Source organism: Proteus sp. G2674, from assembly GCF_009915195.1.
Taxonomy (GTDB): domain Bacteria; phylum Pseudomonadota; class Gammaproteobacteria; order Enterobacterales; family Enterobacteriaceae; genus Proteus; species Proteus mirabilis.
In genome coordinates, this window is sequence record NZ_JAABLS010000023.1 from 114,552 (window position 1) to 130,799 (window position 16,248).

Below are 16,248 nucleotides of genomic sequence, written 5' to 3' on the forward strand. Positions count from 1 at the left end.
TTGGCAAAGAACCTTATCTTTCCCCTGATTTATCTCAAAGCTGCATTTTTCAACTTGACTCTTGTTAACGTTCGCTTTTTACTTTCAAAGATTAAAACAATGAGGATAAGTAAATGATTATATTTATCACCGGTGCTTCTGCAGGTTTTGGAGAAGCTATTGCTCGTCACTTTATTAACCATGGACACAAAGTTATTGGTACTGCGAGACGTCTTGATAAACTGCAAGCTCTTCATCAAGAACTGGGCGATCTATTCTATCCTTTACAATTAGATGTCACCGATAAAAAAGCAGTCAGTGAAATTTATCACCAATTACCAGAACAATGGCGCTCAATTGATGTATTAGTCAATAATGCAGGACTCGCTTTAGGATTAAGTACCGCTGATAAAGCCAATCTTGATGATTGGGATACTATGATCGAAACTAATAATAAAGGTTTAGTGCATGTCACTCGTGCATTACTACCCTCAATGGTTGAACGCAATGTCGGGCATATTATTAATATCAGCTCAACAGCGGCTTCTTGGCCTTATATGGGGGGAAATGTGTATGGTGCAACCAAAGCCTTTGTTAAGCAATTTAGCCTAGGCTTACGTGCCGATCTTCAAGGTAAAAAAATACGTGTTACTGATATTGAACCCGGTCTTGTGGGTGGAACTGAGTTCTCATTAGTACGCTTTAAAGGTGATACCGATAAAGTAGAACAAACTTATGCAGGAGCAGATGCTCTTACTCCTGAAGATGTTGCACAGGCGGTTTTTTGGACGGCAACATTGCCTGCACATGTTAATATTAATACGCTTGAGATGATGCCCGTCAGTCAATCTTTTGCCGGATTAAGTGTGCACCGACAAAATTAAACGCACTGAAAACTCATTTTTTGTTAAGGGATCATATATACTTGTTGATATAAAATAGTCATTGTTCAGTGCTACATAATTTTAGAGGATAGCCATTATGATAAATACGTTAACTAAGAAACAAGCAACAAGGACTCTGCTATTTTCACTATTTCTTGGTTTATCCGTGTCTTCTTTTTCTTCTGTTGCAGCTTCAACAAATGTAACCATTAATGGCAATGGCTATGATAATGTTTTAGATAAAGAGCAAGCTCGACAAATGAAAGAAGATTGGGATCAAAAACGCGATCTCCGTAATAAAATCAACCAACGCGAAAAAACTGAGTTTAATAAAATAGATAAAGCTATTGATGAGCGTGATGCTTGTTTAAAAAGCGCCAATATCTATGCTTACTGGGAGCCAGAAACACGTCGCTGTTTAGACAGTAATACTGGTCGCCCAATTAACCCTTAATATAAATAAAACAATGATGTTTTAGAAATCAAGCAAGGAGAGAAATGTTATGAAAAAATATCTATTTGCAGTACTGGCTACATTGTTCGCATTTGCACCTTTAGCCGCAAATGCTGGATGTGATGAAGTCGTTCAAGATATTCAACAAAAAATTGAAAATAATGGTGTTCCTGCGGCTAACTTTACCCTAACAGTGGTTGAAAATGATCAAGTTGCACAGACTGAAGGTAAAGTTGTAGGTACTTGTGAAAATGATTCTAAAAAAATCATTTATACTCGCCATTAATCATTGATTTAATAGAATTAATAGCTAAAAAGGGCACTTTGTGTGCCCTTTTCTTTTTTAACCTAAATAGCGATTAGGCTATTAATATTTAGTATTCATTGTTAAATAAAAAACACCCAATGAGTTAACCCATTAGGCGTTGATAAGTAATAAGTAAAACTAAATATTAATAGGAAATAAGTTATTGAATAGAAATAACTTATTGTTATTCTCTTTGATTGACCTTAACTAAGCGGGTTGAGCGATTTCTAACTGGCTTAAGTCAAGATAACAAGAGAGATCGCGTTCTTCAGGGCGCAATAAATACGGGATTTCACCAATCAATGGAGCTGGAATATGCTGAGATAACCTTTCTACAATTTTTGCATAGTGCGGTAACCCAGGATTAATTCTATTAGCCACCCAACCAACTAGTTCTAAACCATCATTAATAATAGATTGCGCGGTTAGAATTGAGTGATTGACACAACCAGGTTGGATCCCAACCACTAGAACAACAGGAATTTTTTCTTTAGCCACCCAGTCTGAATAAAAAGTATTATCATCAAGTAAATAGCGCCAACCACCATTCCCCTCGATAACAACGCATTCAGCTTTTTGGCCCAAATTATTTAGTTCACTTGAAATTTGATGGAAGTCTATTGCATTTTCACTTACATAACAATTTTCTAGCAAAATAGGGTTAATTTCGTCGTAGCGAGCGTCAATAGGTGAGGAATTATGAATAATCTGAGCATCACGATTACGATTACCCTCAACCGTTTCATGTAATTCGGTTGCGATAGGCTTAAAGCCCACTGCTGTTGTCCCGCCACGATTTATTGACTGAAGAAGTGCTCGGGTGACAACAGTTTTACCTATGTTGGTATCTGTCCCCGTAACAAACAAGCGTGTTAACATATAATTTACTTCCGTTATGACAGATAAATCAGGTTTACGAAAAATGACAGAGATTAGAGTTTAGGGTAACACTGTTTATGGTGGCTTGAGTTAGCTCAATTTTTTAGTTAATTGAGTAAAAATAGGGTAATGTAAGTGATCAATTGGCCTACTTCTCTATGCATAATACTTTAATTATACTTTATTGTATTATTATTAGCCTTGCATTAACTCAAGTAATAATGAGCCATTATATAAGGCTTCTTTTACTAGTGATGCCGCTGGCAATGTGCCTTTATTGCGCAATTCTGTTTCTTCAATAACCAAATTATGGGCATATCTAGGTAATACATGGTGTTGGATACTACTAAGGATCAGGGGGAAAAGTGCAGATTTTGCTCTACATAGAGGTGAACCTATTAATATTTTTTGAGGATTAAAAATATTGACCATCACGGCTAAAATAAAACCAAGTCGTTGCGCCACTAAATTAATTATGTCTAATGCTTGTTTATCACCAATTAATACAGCATCACATAACGTTTCTACCGTAATCGGATATTGATTAAGTATTGAGGTGGGATTTTCTTGCGCCAAGTGCTGTGCTTTTTTAATTAACTGAGGGATCGATATTTCCGTTTCTAAACACCCTTTTGCACCACAATAACATTGTGTCTGTGAATCAATAACTTTTGTATGCCCTATTTCGACGGCACTATGGCTGTTTGAATGTAATGTCTTTCCATTAGTCACAACCCCTGCACCAACAATATCATCAATAACAATTTGCAGAATATCGGTGTTATTTTTGGCTGCACCATAGAGTGATTCAGCCATTGTCCAAGCTGTTACACTGTGTTGTAAGAAAACAGCAACACCTGTTTTTTCCTGAATTTTATCAGCCAGCGGGATATCTTGGATAGCATAGTAAGGAGAGCTATAAATAACGCCACTAATCGGATCAACAATTGCATTCATGGTAATACTAATTGCAGTAAGGCGCTCTACTCTTGATTGATAACGTTGAAAGAATGTATCTATTGCAGCAAGGAAATGATGCAAAAAAGCATCACTATTTTGTTTAGGAAAGTCGAAGGTATCTTCAACAACTAATTGATTATCTAGCTCTCTTAAACTAAAAAGTAGGCTACCATTATTTACTCGAATACATAAAAATTGCCACCCTTTGCTCTCTAACTTTAAACCAACAGCCGGCCGTCCTCGAAATCCTAACCCAGGAAATTCTGTTTCATGAATAAGGTGTGCTTCAACTAATTCTCGCGTAATTTTAGTAATACTGGCAGGCGCAAGTGTTGCTTTTTTAGATAATGAGATGCGAGAAATAGGACCATGTTCATCAATTAATCGAAAAACAGTGCCAAGATTAAATTGTTTTACATGATCAATATGGCTAGGCGGGATCCCCATTTCATCTTATCCTTAATAAAAAAGCCGTAATTAATTCGAAGCTCTAAATAATTATTTTTCGATTATGTCGTCAGTTTGTGATAATTGTACAATAATTACATAAAAATCGTGATGGAAAGCACATATAAATCAAGATTTTTGATCTTCTAAGATATTTTTTAGCAATAATTGAGTCAACCTATTGGCCGCAGCGGGGATCGTTCGTTTGTTATGAGAAACTAACCATACTTCAGAGAAAGCATTCGAATTAGCAAAATGCAGATAATGCACACCATCAACTTTCATGCGGGTAAATGATTTTGTCACAATAGAAATACCTAATCCGGCAGCAACAAGCCCCAAGATGGTCATCGCCTCTCCGGCTTCCTGTGCTATCGTTGGTGTAATTCCCGCAAGGCTAAGCAATTGAATAATTTCATCATAAAGCGCCGTTCCTACATCTCGCTCAAAAAATACAAAAGGATATTGCCCAATATCTTGAATATTTACGCCTGTTTCTTTGTATGCAAGTAAAGGATGCCCTTCATAAACTGCCAAAATAAAAGGTTCACGAAATAGGAGCTGGTGGTGCAAATTATCAGGTAACACCGTATTACGCATAATTCCCAAATCGATGTGGCCAGTTAATAATGGTGATATCTGCTGTTTGGTATTCATTTGATGCATATGAATACCGACTTCAGGATAATTTTCCCTAAATTGACGCAAACTTAACGTAACCAAATGCATAAAAGGTGTTGTTGAGGTAAAACCAATTGAAATTTCACCTAATTCTCCTTTTTCCATTCTTGATGCTCGTGTCGCTACCGCCTTAACTTGTGCCATAATTTGATAGGATCCTTTTAAAAACATTTGTCCTGCCGGGGTTAACGAAACAGAACGATTGGTTCTTTCAAGTAAACGAGCCCCTATCTCACTTTCTAAGGCTTGTATTTGCTGACTTAAAGGAGGTTGGGAAATATTTAATCTCTCAGCTGCCTTACCAAAATGTAATTCTTCAGCAACAGCAATAAAATAACGTAAATGGCGAAGTTCTATATTCATAATTTGTATTATTCGTTGATGTAAATGCCTATTGATACTTTAAAAGTCTTATTGCTAATGATTAATATATTAGACAAAAAAATCAAATGTTTCTAACATTGATATAAATCAAATTTAAGTATTGGATAGCCACTTTTTATGGACACTCATGAAATAAGCAGCAAAAACATGGCCCTAAAAGAAGATGTTTCTATCAACACCACTTCTAAACCAAACAGTCCGAAACACTATATCCAGCGTGATGACGCGCTTTATATAAAAGTGACAGTGTCATTTTTTATGGTTGGTTTAGCCACTTTTGCATTACTCTACTTTGTGCAACCTATCTTACCTATCCTATCAAAAGAATTTTCAGTCACCCCAGCAACCAGTAGTCTTGCTTTATCGCTTTCTACAGGTCTTATGGCTTGTGGTCTATTGATTACAGGGCCTCTTTCTGATGCGTTTGGTCGAAAAAATGTGATGGTTATTGCGCTATTTTGTGCGGCTTTTTTCACACTATTAAGTGCCATGATGAATAGCTGGACGGGGATTTTAATTACACGAGCACTCGTAGGACTATCACTTAGTGGTGTTGCAGCCGTTGCGATGACCTATCTTAGCGAAGAGATCCATCCTGCTTATCTAGCCTTATCGATGGGGCTTTATATTAGCGGTAACTCTATTGGTGGTATGAGTGGTCGTGTTATTACTGGTGTTTTGAGTGATTATTACTCTTGGCGTGTGTCTGTGATTATTTTAGGTATTTTTGCCCTTGTTGCTGCTATCATTTTTTGGCGAATATTGCCGACATCACAACATTTTAGGCCAGCGACCTTAAAACTACGTAATCTTCTTATCACAACTAAATTGCATTTTAGAGATAAAGGACTCCCTCTTCTTTTTATTGAAGGTGGCTTGTTAATGGGAGGGTTTGTAACTTTATTTAATTATATTGGTTATCGCCTATTAGATGCACCTTATTCATTAACTCAAACAACCGTTGGTTTAATTTCAATTGTTTATTTGAGTGGAACTTATAGTGCATCGAAAGCAGGCTTATTAACCAATAAATATGGATTAGGTAAAGTGTTTATTGCCGGTGTTTCTATGATGCTAGCGGGTATATTAATTACACTGTTTGACTCTCTGGCAATTATTTTTATAGGTATGCTTATTTTAACTACGGGTTTTTTTGCTGCCCATGCGGTAGCAAGTAGTTGGGTTGGACGTCGAGCTAAACGAGGACGTGCGCAGGCCTCTTCTCTTTATCTATTTACCTATTATGCAGGCTCGAGTATTGCGGGAACACTAGGTGGGATCTTCTGGGTCAATTTTGGTTGGCTTGGTGTTGGTTTGTTTATTGCTTTTTTAATGTTAACAGCACTATTAATCGCACTGCGCCTTAATCGAATAGCACAATAAAAAGTCATAATTTTCTATCTGTTAATTTATAAAAACCTATTGATAATAAAGAAAATTGTGACTTTACTTTGCTTTTTTTAGTATGGAGTCTCTATTTTGAAAAGGACAACAACCATGACTTTAATAAAATTACCAATAATACTAGCAACACTATTATTTACATCTATATCTGTTGCCACAGTAGACAACTGTCCACCGACTAAGCCAGATTGTGTAGATGAATATACAGCTTCTCATTACCCTTCCTGAAGAAGATTAAAAATAAAACCAAGCTAGCTTAAAAAAACCGCATATAACGATATTTAAGAAAAATATCATCTACAAAGTGCCCTTTTATCGCTATACTGTATAAATAAACAGTATAGCGTGATTTTTTAATTTTCACCCTACTAGACGATATACATTCCACTGAAGTTTATGTATTGTTTTTAATAACGGCTAATTGTATGTTGTAACTAAATAAGGTTATAGAGATGAGCAAATATGATGCAATACAGCGATTTAATCTCTGTTTTCAACAACTTGAAACAGAAATCAATGCTCTTACCGATTTTCTTCGTCAGTTAAAGCAACTTCCTTCTGCGGTTTTTGAATTACCTGAGGTAAGTAAAGAAGATGAACATGATGAGATAACAAATGTTACAGTGTCACCTAGTTATGATCTTGATGCTTTAGAACTCTCTTTAAAATTAATGACCAATCTCTTTATCTATGATAATGCCCCACATGTCAGTAGCAAGCGTGCGATACGTTTACCGGGGGTACTCTGTTTTAGTGTCAGCAATCCTGTATTTAAGAATGTAAAAACACAAGTAGAGAGCATTAATTCATTAAAAAAACAGCTTTCAGATATTGTGACGAAAGAGTCTGGTATTTCGAAAGAAGAACGTTTTGATTTTGTCCATAATCAGCTAAAAGGCTTAATTACACTTAATGCTTATCGCACCCTCACCCTACTTTCTGATCCTGATACAGTACGTTTTGGCTGGGCCAATAAAAACATTATAAAAAACTTAACTCGTAATGATGTGTTAGCTCAGCTAGAAAAAAGTCGAGAAGCCAATCGCGCCGTACCTCCTTATACTAGTGAACAATGGGCTGAACGTATCGATAAAGAGATAATGACCCTTTCACAACTCCCGGAAAATGCCAAATTAAAAATTAAGCGTCCAGTGAAAGTCCAACCTATTGCCAGAGTTTGGTATTCGGAGCAACAAAAACAGGTACAATATGCTTGTCCCCTACCATTATTAGCTTTCTATATTGATAAAGCGTCGGATTTTAAGCCCATAATAGGTGAATTAGCTGATTATGATGTGAATAATATTCAAATTCGCCATCGCCCTAAAGCCAAAAAGTTACAATTAATTATTCCACGCTTACATTTATATCTTGAAAAATAAGCAATAGAAAAAAAATCCCGCTATCTGGGATAGCGGGATCCAATATTGTACTAGATAAAATAAGCGTATAATTGCTTATTTTTTCATACTACCAACCATATCTTCTGGACGTACCCAGCTATCAAATTCTTCTGCTGTCAGGTAGTTCAGTTTCAGTGCAGATTCTTTCAGCGTTAAGCCCTCTTTATGAGCTTTCTTCGCGATCTCTGCAGCTTTGTCATAACCGATATGGGTATTTAATGCCGTAACCAGCATTAAAGACTCATGCAATAATTTATTAATACGCTCACGGTTTGGTTCAATGCCAATAGCACAATGCTCGTTAAAGCTACGCATACCATCAGCCAATAAACGCACTGATTGTAGGAAGTTATCAATAATCATTGGGCGATATACGTTCAGTTCAAAGTTACCTGAAGCACCACCGATATTGATAGCAACATCATTACCCATAACTTGAGCGCACAGCATGGTCAACGCTTCACACTGAGTTGGGTTCACTTTACCTGGCATAATGGAGCTACCTGGCTCATTTTCTGGAATAGAAATTTCGCCAATACCGCAACGAGGGCCAGATGCTAACCAACGTACATCATTAGCTATTTTCATTAATGAGGCAGCTAAACCTTTTAACGCACCATGAGAATGAACCAGTGCATCACAGGTTGCTAATGCTTCAAATTTGTTAGGAGCCGTGACAAATGGCTGACCTGATAATTCAGCGATACGTTTAGCAACGCGAACTGCGTACTCAGGATGTGTATTTAATCCTGTACCAACCGCCGTTCCTCCCAACGCAAGCTCACACACATGAGGAACTGAATCTTCGATATGTTTGATATTATGCTCAAGCATCGCCGCCCAACCGGAGATTTCTTGACCTAATGTAAGTGGTGTCGCATCTTGCAGGTGAGTACGACCAATCTTGACGATATCATGGAAAGCTTCTGCTTTCTCTTTAAATACTTTCAGTAATGATTTTAATTCCGGCAGTAAATCCTGACGTAATGCGATAACAGCAGCGACATGCATGGCCGTTGGGAACACATCATTTGAACTTTGACTTTTGTTAACATCATCATTCGGATGAATTTTGCGTTCCATGCCACGGATACCACCTAGTATCTCACTACCACGGTTAGCTAACACTTCATTCATATTCATATTTGATTGAGTGCCAGAACCGGTCTGCCAGATTGCTAATGGGAATTCAGTTGGGTGTTTACCTGCCAGCACTTCATCAGCAGCAGCAATAATTGCATCTGCACGTTCTTTAGGTAATAACCCGAGATCCATATTGACACCGGCGGCGGCTTTTTTGGTTAAAGCAAGCGCGTGGATCAGTGCAACAGGCATTTTTTCTACTGAAATACGGAAGTGTTCTAGAGAACGCTGCGTTTGAGCTCCCCATAACTGGTCAGCTGGTACTTCGATTTGTCCCATTGAGTCTTTTTCAATGCGAGTGGCTGCCATTTCAATCTCCTTAAGTACACAGAATAATTGATTAGTTCCGAATTACTTTCTAGTAAATAACTCGGATACAGCTATCATGCCATAAATAGAATAATAAATATGAGAGCTAAAGCGAGCTTATGAAATTTATAACAGAATGAAATTGGTTGATTTTTCTGATTAAATGAGGTTGGCTCACGATAATATTGGTGTTTTTGCTCTCTATTTATAACCATATTAATTACAAGCTTTTATTCTGTATCATAAATACAAATATGGCTTAAATAAATATACTTTTAATCCAAAAAAGACCAAAAAACGACATTTTTATCTTTAATTGCCTTATTTAAGTTATCTATAATTATTTCTCTTTAAACTCATTGTGTTAGCTTATAACTAAGTAAGTTCTGATTGCGTTCTTATTTCACTAAATCTATATTTACAGAGAATATAGATAGCAATTAATATACGCTAATTATCTATATTCATATTCAGAGTATTGATAACCAAAACCAATTTGTTGGATTGTTTAAGGGTAGCAAAACAATCTTAAGAACGTATGCTACGAAGCATACACAGAGGATGGACTAGAATTATGAAGAAATCGCTTGTCGCTGTTGGTGTTATTGTTGCACTAGGTGTTGTTTGGACCGGTGCATCATGGTACATGGGCAGTAAAATTGAAAGCCGCTTACAGGAAGAAACCAAACGCACTAACGTTCAATTAGCGCAACTCGCTAAAGAAAGCCAATTAGGTGCGGATATTAAACTTGAAATTCGTGACTATAAGAAAGGCGTCTTTACTTCTACTGCTGATCTTGCGGTTGTGATTTCAGAGCATGCCAAATCAGATGAAGATAAAAAAGTAGAAGAAGTGCTCTTTAAGACGGATATTGACCATGGGCCATTCCCTCTTTCTGATATTGCTCAATTTAATCTAGCTCCTAAGTTAGCAGCAATGAATAATACTTTAGTGAATAATGAGACCACTAAAGATCTATTTAAGTTGACCAAAGAGCCATCATTTATTGATATGCACTCTTCTTTATCGTTTGATGGCAGTGTATCGGGTAAAGTTAACATAAATCCTATTAATTACAGCAAAGAAGGTAGCCAGTTAACAACATCTGCGTTTCAGATTGATTTTTCTTCCGATAAAAATGCAACAAACATCTCAACAGCAGTAAAAGGTGATGAAGTCATTGTTAAGAAAGGTAATGATGAAACCTTTACGCTGAAAAATATTGCAGGCTCTGTCGAAGGAACTAAAGTTAAAGACGATCAATATCTATTTGATACACAAACACTGAACTTTGGCGATATTACCTTTACGAGCCAAGATAAGTCATCTAATTTCACTTTAAAAGATACTTCTCTTGCTACTAAGAGCCAAATTAAAGATAAATTATTCTTTATCACTCAAGATTATAGTTTTAAATCTCTTAATGTTGGTGGTTTTGATTTTGGTGCGGGTAAATTTGCTTACTCAATTGATAAAGCAGACCCAGATGCGATGTTGCTATTAACTAAAGTTTATAACAGCACCTTCTTACCTTGGAATCAAAATAAATACGATAATTCAGCGATGATTGAGCAAGCTGTACGTGATGTTTTGGAAAAAGGTTTAGTATTCCGTATCGATGAAGCATCGCTTACCAATAGCAGTGGCGCAAGCAAGCTAAACTTTAAGTTAGATTTAAATGCGTTCAATGCTGATGCACTGAAAAAAGAAGACAAGGCGCCTTCAGTTCTGTTTAATGAATTGTTTAATAATATCGATTTTAATATCGATCTTTCTGTACCAATGCTAACGGAGTTCCGTAGTACCACACAATACCTTGATGTTATGCGTTATTCTGAAAAAGGCTTAACAGACGAAGATAAAGCTGAAATTCAGAAAACAACCGCTAACGACATGGCACAGTTAAAAACTGAATTACAGCAAAATATCAATCAAATTTCTCAAGACGAGAAAGATGCTCTGCCATTGATGCTGTTATCACAAGACGGTAATAAACTGTCTTTAAACCTGAACTATGCTGCTGATAAATTTACTATGAACGGTAAAACTTACAGCTTTGATGAGTTTATGGAAGTAACACAAGCCCCTCAAATGTTAGGTTTAGCGGCGATGTTATTCGGTGCGGGTGCTTCTTCTTATGATTATGATGACTCTGATTATCCTGAATATTCAGAAGAGCCAGATCAAAATGATGCAATAGAAGAGCCACAAATTGAGATCCCAGCAGCACCTGCTGAAAACAATTAATTTTAGTCACTGATAGCATACAGTCACTAATCAATAAAGCCCCCTATCACCATTCTTATGATAAGGGGCTTTTTATTGTTATTAACAATCACAATTGGGCTTAAACACTTCGCGAGTGCCCCAATCATCTTTACAACATGAATCAATCGCTTTATGCATTATTTCTGCAAGGGTATTAACTGTTGATATAATAGTAGAGAGCTCTTCACAAACATGACGACACGTTGAATTATCTTTATTCAGATCAGGAAGTTTAGGTAATGTTAAACTGTCACATAGAATTTCTTGCAGAACTAAAGAAAAATTAGCGATACCTGTTGTGTATATATAAGAACGTCCTCCCGTCATCTGCGCTAAGCGCACATACTCTTTCGTGATGTTATCTCTATCAACAATAGTAGGAAAGCGATCCACATTAGAGGGATCATCATTAGGCGTTCCCTGATAAGTATATACTTTTACTTTTTCGCTTCTAGCAACCACTATTGCCTCATTGTTTTTAAGCACAGCGGCTTGTGTTAATACACCTCCGCCACCTTCCATACCTTCATCACCTAAGACAAAAATTGCTCGACGAGCGCCATCTCGCCAATCGAAATATTTACACACATCAATGACGGCTCGGCATAAATCTTCTTTATTTCCAGCATGATCTCGTCCATCAGCCTCTTTAAATGGCGCTCTTGCTTGTAGTTTGTGAGCAGATACACCTTGTGTCATTAAATAGTCAGTCACTGAGCGATCGAACTTAGTATTATCCCACGTACCTTCTATTCCTAAAAAAGTGACTCTTAAACTTGATGGGCAACGTCCTAATGCCTTTTGAACAGCATCATCTATTTGTTGACTTAAATCAGAAGATTCATCAGCCATTGAGCCACTTGTATCTATTACCACAACTAAATCTAAAGCAACATTGCCATCTCCTGTCTCCATTTGTGAACTTAAAGTAGGGTTAGCAGTTGGTGGCGGAATTATTGGTTTAGCTATTTGTTTATTACTATCATTATTTATTAAACTATTTTTTCCATTCATATTCTCGCTCCAATATATGCAATATTAAAAATAAAGTGATTAGCCTTTTTCTAGCAAAAATATATTATGATTTTATTTTGTTTGTTCACTTCCTTATTAAATATAATAGATTTGTTATTTTTTAATATCCCAATATTATTAACAATAATTAATAAAACAATCACTTTATTTATAATTAGATAATCAGCCCTTCCGCTAATAGACATTCTATTCTTACTAACACCTATCAGTATATCTGATAGCTTATATCAAAAATCATGATATATTTGTTTTTAAAGGAAAAATTACATTTTCAGCCAAGTTGATAAGAAGCATCAAATATACTGAAAAATAAAGATAATAAATGTACAGTATTAATTTAAAAATAATTTTTATTATCGAAAAATACAAAAAAAACGCCTCTTTATGTATTAAAAATAAACAACTTTAGTTTAATTTATAGTGAATCAATTGAAAATCATTCATAATAATAGGCAATTTATTACTTTATTCCCCTTAAAAGAAAATCACGATAACAAGTGGATTTTCATTATTATTATTAAAAAGGAAAATAACACGTGATTGACACACAGTTGCCTTTAACCGATTTGCACCGCCATTTAGATGGAAATATCCGTCCGGAAACAATTTTAGATTTAGCACAACAACATAATATTGCCCTACCTGCCTATGAGCTAGAAACATTGCGCCCACATGTGCAGATAACTAAAAATGAGCCTAGCTTAGTGAGCTTCTTACAAAAGTTAGATTGGGGCGTTGCTGTACTCGCCGATTTAGACGCTTGTCGCCGTGTTGCTTATGAGAACGTCGTCGATGTTGCTAATGCAGGTATTGATTACGCAGAATTACGCTTTTCACCTTACTATATGGCCATGAAGCATCAATTACCGATTGAAGGTGTTGTTGAAGCAATTATTGATGGTGTACAAAGTGCCTTACACACTTATGATGTTGAGATCCGTTTAATCGGCATCTTAAGCCGTACTTTTGGTGAAAATGCCTGCCAGCAAGAATTAAATGGTCTATTAAAACATCAAGATAAAATCACCGCACTTGATTTAGCTGGCGATGAATTAGGTTTCCCTGGGCATTTATTCCAACCTCACTTTAACCGTGCTCGTGATACTGGCTGGAAGATCACCGTTCATGCAGGTGAAGCGGCTGGTGCTGAAAGTATTTGGCACGCGATTAAAGAATTAGGGGCAAGTCGTATTGGTCACGGTGTTAAAGCCATTGAAGATCCCCGTTTGATGGATTATCTCGCAGAGCACCAAATTGGTATTGAATCTTGCTTAACCTCAAATATTCAAACCAGTACGATTACCTCTTTAGCACAACATCCTCTTAAGAAGTTCTTAGAGCACGGTATTATCGCCTCACTCAATACTGACGATCCGGCCGTGGAAGGTATTGAGTTAAAACATGAGTATACTGTTGCTGCTCCTGCGGCGGGTTTAACCGCAGCACAAATTCGCCAAGCACAAATTAATGGCCTTACTATGGCTTTTATTAGCCAAGCTGAACGTGATGCATTAATTAAAAAAGTGAGTTTAGGTTAATATTAACGAAAAAATACCGCCTTATTGCTAAGGCGGTATTTTTATATTTTGCTCTATTTTTACAGTGACTACTGATGGTGTTTTTTAGCTTGATTAGCATAACGCTGAGCTAATATGGCACAAACCATTAATTGAATTTGATGAAATAGCATCAGCGGTAATAGCATGATCCCCACCGTTGCTGCGGGAAATAGTACATTTGCCATGGGAACCCCATTCGCCAAGCTCTTTTTCGAGCCACAAAATACAATCGTGATTTCATCGGCTTTATTAAAGCCAAGCCATCTTGCACTATAAATATTAATAACAAGTACAATAGCCAGTAATACACAACTGACAATGGTGATAGTCAATAACGACCAACCGTCAATTTTATGCCAAATACCTTCAACGACAGCTTCACTAAATGCAACATAAACCACCAGCAAAATAGAAGAGCGATCGGTTCTATTCACTAACATCTTATGATTATCAACCCAACGGCCAATTAATGGACGAGATAAATGACCGATAATAAAAGGCACCATCAGTTGTAATAAAATAGATTGTATCGCCCCCGCAGTATCAAAATGCTCAGCAGAGCCTTGTGTTTCCATTAAAAAACCCACCAGCACAGGGGATAAAAATACCCCTAAAATGCTTGATGCTGATGCACTACAGATTGCCGCTGCTACATTACCACCGGCAACAGAAGTAAAGGCAATAGCGGATTGTACTGTCGCAGGTAAAGCACAAAGATATAAAAATCCCATATAAACGGTAGGTGACATCCAGTCAGGCACCATAAACTGTAGTCCCAACCCTAGTAATGGGAATAAAACAAAAGTACTGGCAAAAACCACTAAATGTAAGCGCCAATGACCAAGTCCTGACAATATCGCTTCTCTAGAAAGCTTTGCCCCATGCAAAAAAAACAATAAGGCGATCGCAGCCGTAGTGAGATGTTGAAAGATGACTTTTATCTCACCTTGCGCAGGTAATAATGTTGCGAGTATGACCACCAAGATCATAATCATTAAAAAAGAGTCAATTTTTAGCTTTTGCCACCAAGACATGGTTTTCGTCACTCCCTAATGTTTACAGCTTAATTGTGGTTTTTGATTGATTTGAAAGGCTACCGGCTTCAATTAAACGCATAACATTAATGGCCTGTGACACAGTAACAGGACTCTCTTCACCAAATGCAATCGCACGATAAATTTGCTGATAATAAGCGGGATAATTACCTGATAGAGTCGGTAACTTTGTTGTTACTAATTCACCACTCTCTGTCGATAATGTTAATTCACCCTCTTGAGGATCAGCCCCCCAGTTATACATTTCCGTCGGAAGATAACCCGCTTTTAATGCATCTTCTTGGGTATCTAAACCATATTTTACATAACTGCCTTTGGTCCCATGAATAGCAAAAATAGGCGTAGGTGAGGCAACCAACATAGAGGCATGTAAAATAACTTTCAGATGACCATAGTCTAATAGTGTATGAAAGTAGTCAGCATTTTTAGCATTAGGGCGCAACTGAGCAATATCAGCAGTGATTGCATAAGGTTGACCAAAAAGACATACCGCTTGGTCTAGTAAATGAGGGGCCAGATCGTACCAAAGTCCTCCACCAAGTCCGGCATCTTCACGCCAACGTTGGCGCACAGCGGGTCTAAAACGATCGAAATGCGCTTCATAGGCACTGACTTCACCTAATGTTTTATCGGCGAGTAATTTTTGAACGGTAAGAAAACCGGCATCCCAACGACGATTATGAAAAACTGAGAGTAATCTCTTAGCTTCTTTCGCTTGTTGTACCAATTTTTCTGCTTCATCGAGTGTCAAAGTAAAAGGTTTATCGACAACAACATGTTTACCGTTTTTTAAGGCTTGTGAGGCGTAGGTATAGTGAGTGTTATTAGGTGTTGGAATAACAATTAAATCGATGTCTGGATCATCAATCAGTCGTTGTGGGTTGGCATACACCGTAATATTAGGAAAATCAGCGATAACTTTACTTTCATCAGAGCTTGAAATGGCTGATAGTGTTAACCCCTCAGTGGTACAGATCAGGGGAGCATGAAAGGTTTTACTTGCATAACCATAGCCTATAATCCCCACGTTTAAATTTTTTGTCATAACCCTATCCCGCTTTTATCTTTTTATTCTATAAATGAAAAATGACTTTCA

Annotated in this window: 14 protein-coding genes; 7 read left to right on the forward strand and 7 right to left on the reverse strand. The window is 36.9% G+C overall.

Annotated elements, in window-relative coordinates; genetic code table 11:
- Positions 1-113: 113 nt before the first annotated feature.
- The 3 genes from ydfG to GWI58_RS10720 all read left to right on the forward strand — a co-directional run bounded on the left by ydfG (position 114) and on the right by GWI58_RS10720 (position 1,603).
- The gene (gene ydfG / locus GWI58_RS10710; RefSeq protein WP_004242991.1) at positions 114-863 is read left to right on the forward strand and encodes a bifunctional NADP-dependent 3-hydroxy acid dehydrogenase/3-hydroxypropionate dehydrogenase YdfG; all 750 of its coding nucleotides are present in this window, start codon (positions 114-116) and stop codon (positions 861-863) included.
- 97 nt (positions 864-960) lie between these two features.
- Positions 961-1,317 (forward strand): DUF1283 family protein, encoded by a 357-nt coding sequence (locus GWI58_RS10715; protein ID WP_004242992.1) that lies wholly within the window; start codon positions 961-963, stop codon positions 1,315-1,317.
- 49 nt (positions 1,318-1,366) lie between these two features.
- Positions 1,367-1,603, forward strand: coding sequence for a DUF1161 domain-containing protein (locus tag GWI58_RS10720; protein ID WP_004242993.1), 237 nt, complete (start codon positions 1,367-1,369; stop codon positions 1,601-1,603).
- 228 nt (positions 1,604-1,831) lie between these two features.
- Here the strand turns inward: GWI58_RS10720 and bioD are convergent, their stop codons facing one another.
- The 3 genes from bioD to GWI58_RS10735 form a co-directional block, all read right to left on the reverse strand.
- Positions 1,832-2,503: a dethiobiotin synthase gene (gene bioD, locus GWI58_RS10725; RefSeq protein WP_004242994.1), complete on the reverse strand. Its 672-nt coding sequence runs from the start codon at positions 2,501-2,503 to the stop codon at positions 1,832-1,834.
- A 195-nt stretch (positions 2,504-2,698) separates the two neighbouring features.
- Entirely contained in the window at positions 2,699-3,910 is a 1,212-nt protein-coding gene (gene mlc, locus GWI58_RS10730) for a sugar metabolism global transcriptional regulator Mlc (protein ID WP_004242997.1), read from the reverse strand.
- A 129-nt stretch (positions 3,911-4,039) separates the two neighbouring features.
- Positions 4,040-4,954 carry a LysR family transcriptional regulator gene (locus tag GWI58_RS10735; RefSeq protein ID WP_012367946.1) on the reverse strand — a complete coding sequence of 305 codons (915 nt, stop codon included), beginning with the start codon at positions 4,952-4,954 and terminating at the stop codon, positions 4,040-4,042.
- 138 nt (positions 4,955-5,092) lie between these two features.
- Between GWI58_RS10735 and GWI58_RS10740 the strand changes: the two genes are divergently transcribed.
- Positions 5,093-6,358, forward strand: coding sequence for an MFS transporter (locus tag GWI58_RS10740; RefSeq protein ID WP_094959205.1), 1,266 nt, complete (start codon positions 5,093-5,095; stop codon positions 6,356-6,358).
- 473 nt (positions 6,359-6,831) lie between these two features.
- Positions 6,832-7,761, forward strand: a complete 930-nt coding sequence (gene tus, locus GWI58_RS10745; RefSeq protein WP_004248095.1) for a DNA replication terminus site-binding protein — start codon at positions 6,832-6,834, stop codon at positions 7,759-7,761.
- Positions 7,762-7,836: 75 nt separating this feature from the next.
- Here the strand turns inward: tus and fumC are convergent, their stop codons facing one another.
- Entirely contained in the window at positions 7,837-9,234 is a 1,398-nt protein-coding gene (fumC, locus tag GWI58_RS10750; RefSeq protein WP_004243002.1) for a class II fumarate hydratase, read from the reverse strand.
- Between the two features lie 574 nt (positions 9,235-9,808).
- Here fumC and GWI58_RS10755 point away from each other — a divergent pair.
- On the forward strand, positions 9,809-11,482 hold the full coding sequence (locus GWI58_RS10755; RefSeq protein WP_004251140.1) for a YdgA family protein: 1,674 nt from the start codon (positions 9,809-9,811) through the stop codon (positions 11,480-11,482).
- A gap of 81 nt (positions 11,483-11,563) precedes the next feature.
- Here GWI58_RS10755 and GWI58_RS10760 read toward each other — a convergent pair whose 3' ends face one another.
- Positions 11,564-12,517 (reverse strand): VWA domain-containing protein, encoded by a 954-nt coding sequence (locus tag GWI58_RS10760; RefSeq protein WP_161769168.1) that lies wholly within the window; start codon positions 12,515-12,517, stop codon positions 11,564-11,566.
- A gap of 557 nt (positions 12,518-13,074) precedes the next feature.
- Between GWI58_RS10760 and add the strand changes: the two genes are divergently transcribed.
- Positions 13,075-14,076: an adenosine deaminase gene (add, locus tag GWI58_RS10765; RefSeq protein WP_094959207.1), complete on the forward strand. Its 1,002-nt coding sequence runs from the start codon at positions 13,075-13,077 to the stop codon at positions 14,074-14,076.
- A 68-nt stretch (positions 14,077-14,144) separates the two neighbouring features.
- Here add and GWI58_RS10770 read toward each other — a convergent pair whose 3' ends face one another.
- Both GWI58_RS10770 and GWI58_RS10775 read right to left on the reverse strand, forming a co-directional pair.
- Positions 14,145-15,131, reverse strand: a complete 987-nt coding sequence (locus GWI58_RS10770; RefSeq protein ID WP_004243014.1) for a bile acid:sodium symporter family protein — start codon at positions 15,129-15,131, stop codon at positions 14,145-14,147.
- A 22-nt stretch (positions 15,132-15,153) separates the two neighbouring features.
- Complete coding sequence (locus tag GWI58_RS10775) at positions 15,154-16,197, reverse strand: oxidoreductase (RefSeq protein WP_094959208.1); 1,044 nt, start codon at positions 16,195-16,197, stop codon at positions 15,154-15,156.
- Between the last annotated feature and the right edge of the window lie 51 nt (positions 16,198-16,248).

Excerpts from the sequence above, each read along its gene's own strand:
- ydfG (WP_004242991.1), top strand. The coding sequence starts at position 114 with ATGATTATATTTATCACCGGTGCTTCTGCAGGTTTTGGAGAAGCTATT.
- GWI58_RS10715 (WP_004242992.1), top strand. The coding sequence starts at position 961 with ATGATAAATACGTTAACTAAGAAACAAGCAACAAGGACTCTGCTATTT.
- GWI58_RS10720 (WP_004242993.1), top strand. The coding sequence starts at position 1,367 with ATGAAAAAATATCTATTTGCAGTACTGGCTACATTGTTCGCATTTGCA.
- bioD (WP_004242994.1), bottom strand. The coding sequence starts at position 2,503 with ATGTTAACACGCTTGTTTGTTACGGGGACAGATACCAACATAGGTAAA.
- mlc (WP_004242997.1), bottom strand. The coding sequence starts at position 3,910 with ATGGGGATCCCGCCTAGCCATATTGATCATGTAAAACAATTTAATCTT.
- GWI58_RS10735 (WP_012367946.1), bottom strand. The coding sequence starts at position 4,954 with ATGAATATAGAACTTCGCCATTTACGTTATTTTATTGCTGTTGCTGAA.
- GWI58_RS10740 (WP_094959205.1), top strand. The coding sequence starts at position 5,093 with ATGGACACTCATGAAATAAGCAGCAAAAACATGGCCCTAAAAGAAGAT.
- tus (WP_004248095.1), top strand. The coding sequence starts at position 6,832 with ATGAGCAAATATGATGCAATACAGCGATTTAATCTCTGTTTTCAACAA.
- fumC (WP_004243002.1), bottom strand. The coding sequence starts at position 9,234 with ATGGCAGCCACTCGCATTGAAAAAGACTCAATGGGACAAATCGAAGTA.
- GWI58_RS10755 (WP_004251140.1), top strand. The coding sequence starts at position 9,809 with ATGAAGAAATCGCTTGTCGCTGTTGGTGTTATTGTTGCACTAGGTGTT.
- GWI58_RS10760 (WP_161769168.1), bottom strand. The coding sequence starts at position 12,517 with ATGAATGGAAAAAATAGTTTAATAAATAATGATAGTAATAAACAAATA.
- GWI58_RS10770 (WP_004243014.1), bottom strand. The coding sequence starts at position 15,131 with ATGTCTTGGTGGCAAAAGCTAAAAATTGACTCTTTTTTAATGATTATG.
- GWI58_RS10775 (WP_094959208.1), bottom strand. The coding sequence starts at position 16,197 with ATGACAAAAAATTTAAACGTGGGGATTATAGGCTATGGTTATGCAAGT.